General features: G+C 70.6%; 2 protein-coding genes. One reads left to right on the top strand and one right to left on the bottom strand.

Annotated features, from left to right (window positions below; genetic code table 11):
• On the bottom strand, positions 1-899 hold an 899-nt coding region (locus tag AB0G02_RS35530; RefSeq protein ID WP_360803436.1), incomplete at its 3' end, for a LacI family DNA-binding transcriptional regulator.
• 517 nt (positions 900-1416) lie between these two features.
• On the opposite strand from AB0G02_RS35530, the gene AB0G02_RS35525 reads away from it, so the two are divergent.
• Positions 1417-2372: sugar-binding domain-containing protein (locus tag AB0G02_RS35525; protein WP_360803433.1), on the top strand; the 956-nt coding region annotated here is incomplete at its 3' end.

Raw genomic sequence — 2372 nt, 5'->3', positions numbered from 1 at the left:
ATCCGCCCGAGCTCGACGGCCGGGATGTCGACCGACGACAGCGGCACGCTCTGCGCCTGCGCGACGTCCGGCGGGCAGACCGCCAGCACCGAGACGTCCTCCGGCACCCGCAGCCGCCGCCGGGCCAGCTCCGACAGCAGCGGGCCGAGGATGGCCTCGTTGTGCACCACCAGGCCGGTGACCGCGCGGTGGGGCACCAGCAGGGCGTCCAGGCAGTCACGCAGCCCGTCGTAGGTCGGCACGCACGCCAGCGTGGCGGCCTCGACACCGCGGCTCGCGGCGGCCACCCGGAACCCCTGGAGGAACCGGCCCGCGTAGCTCGTGCCGCGCTGGTAGACGGCGGGGGAGGGGCCGATGAGCGCGATGTCGCGGTGACCGAGGTCGGCCAGGTGGTGCACGCAGTCCGACCCGGCGGCGGTGAAGTCGAGGTCGACGCAGGTGAGCTCCTGCGGGTCGTCCGGCACCCCGATCAGCACCGCCGGGCGGGCCAGCTCGCGCAGCACCGGCACGCGGGGCTCGGCCGCCTCGACGTCCATCACGATGATCCCGTCCGCGAGCGAGGAGGCGGTGACCCGGTGCAGGCCCTCCGGCCCCTCGTCCGCGGTCAGCAGCAGCACGTCGTGGTCGTGGCTGCGGGCCTCGGTCACGGTGGCCGAGACGAACTGCATGAGCACCGGCACGTTCAGGTCCGTGCGCATCGGCACGACGAGGGCGAGGACGTTCGTGCGGTTGCTCGCCAACGCCCGCGCGCCCGCGTTCGGGCGGTAGCCCAGCACCCGGATGCTGTGGTGCACCCGACGCCTCGTGGTCTCCGAGATCGAGCGCTTGCCGGACAGCACGTAGGACACGGTGCTGGGCGATACCCCGGCCGCTCGGGCGACGTCGGCGATGGTGACCATCGACCGATCATAATACGTCAGCGTGCGGACCGGTGGTGCCGAACAGTCCATTGAGGACCGGCAAAGTTGAGAGCGTTAACAGGCTTCGTCGACGGTCGTGGCACCACCCCATAGTTGGTTCCACTAAGTAACAAACCCGCGTTGTGGGGCCATCACTGCTCTGAATCGACGACGACCTGCCGTTAGCGTTAACACATCGGTCGGGCCGGGATGCGGCGGAAGGTCCAGCGCCGGTCGGCGCCGCCGTGCCGGACGGGCGGGTGATGGTGTGATGGCCGTCCGGGGTGGACTGGAACGGCCACTGCCGGTTCTGCCGCCGATGCCCTCCGGCCCGACCGGGCTCGGCTTGGTTGCCACGACGGTGAAGTAAACAAGAACAAACATCGACCCATCCCGGTCGAGTCGCGGTCGGCGTAGCGCTTTTTGCTCTTCTCTGCGCAAAGACGGCAATACCCCTTGACGCACGGCGAGCCGCTGAACAGTCTTGTGTGGTTCTGGTCGAACATGGAGGTTCTGGATGTCGCGTGTGCGCGCTGTGGCCACCGTCTTGTTCGTTCTGGGTGCTTCCGCGGTCGCGATAGGTCCGGGCACCGCCACCGCCGCTCCTCCCGACGACCTCTACTCGTCCTACCTGGAGAACCCCGGCATGGTGGCCGAGGGCCAGGAACCGGCGCACGCCTACCTCCGCCCGTACGCCGACGTCGACTCGGCGGTCCGCCGCACCGAGGACACGCCGTACACGAGGTCGTTGGACGGCAAGTGGCGGATCGCGATGGCCAAGCGGCCGGAGGAGGTCCCGGCGGGCTTCCACGACGACGGCTACGACACGTCCGGGTGGCGCGAGGTCACGGTGCCGCACACCTGGCAGACCGACGGCCTCGACCACCCGATCTTCCGCAACATCGCCACCGAGATCCAGCCCGACGCCCCGCCCCGCGTGCCGCGCGACATCAACCCGACCGGCGCCTACGCGCGGGACTTCGACCTGCCCGCCGACTGGACCGACCGCACCACGTTCCTGCGCTTCGAGGGCGTGACGTCCGGCTACTTCGTCTGGGTCAACGGCGAGTACGTCGGCTACGACCAGGGCGGGTACACGCCGGCGGAGTTCGACATCTCGTCGGCGCTGCGGCCGGGCCGCAACCGCGTCGCCGTGCAGGTCCACCGCTGGAGCGCGGGGGCGTACCTGGAGGACGTCGACCAGTGGCGGTACTCGGGCATCTTCCGCTCGGTCCGCCTGCACTCGACGCCCGCCACCTACGTCGGTGACGTCGAGCTGCGTACGGACCTCGACGCCGGCTACACCGACGCGACTCTCTCCGCCGCCGTCGAGATCGGCCACAAGGCCGGCGGGTCGACCGGGAAGCACCGCGTCACCGCGAGCCTGCGGGACGCCGGGGGCGCCGAGGTCGGCCGGGTCTCCGGTGACGTCGACGTCACCGACCAGGGCGGTCGGGTCCACTTGGCGATGCC

The sequence above is a fragment of the Actinosynnema sp. NPDC023658 genome (assembly GCF_040639995.1).
Taxonomy (GTDB): domain Bacteria; phylum Actinomycetota; class Actinomycetes; order Mycobacteriales; family Pseudonocardiaceae; genus Actinosynnema.
Note: the sequence above shows the minus strand (reverse complement) of the source record. Positions and strands in the feature narration are given on the sequence as shown.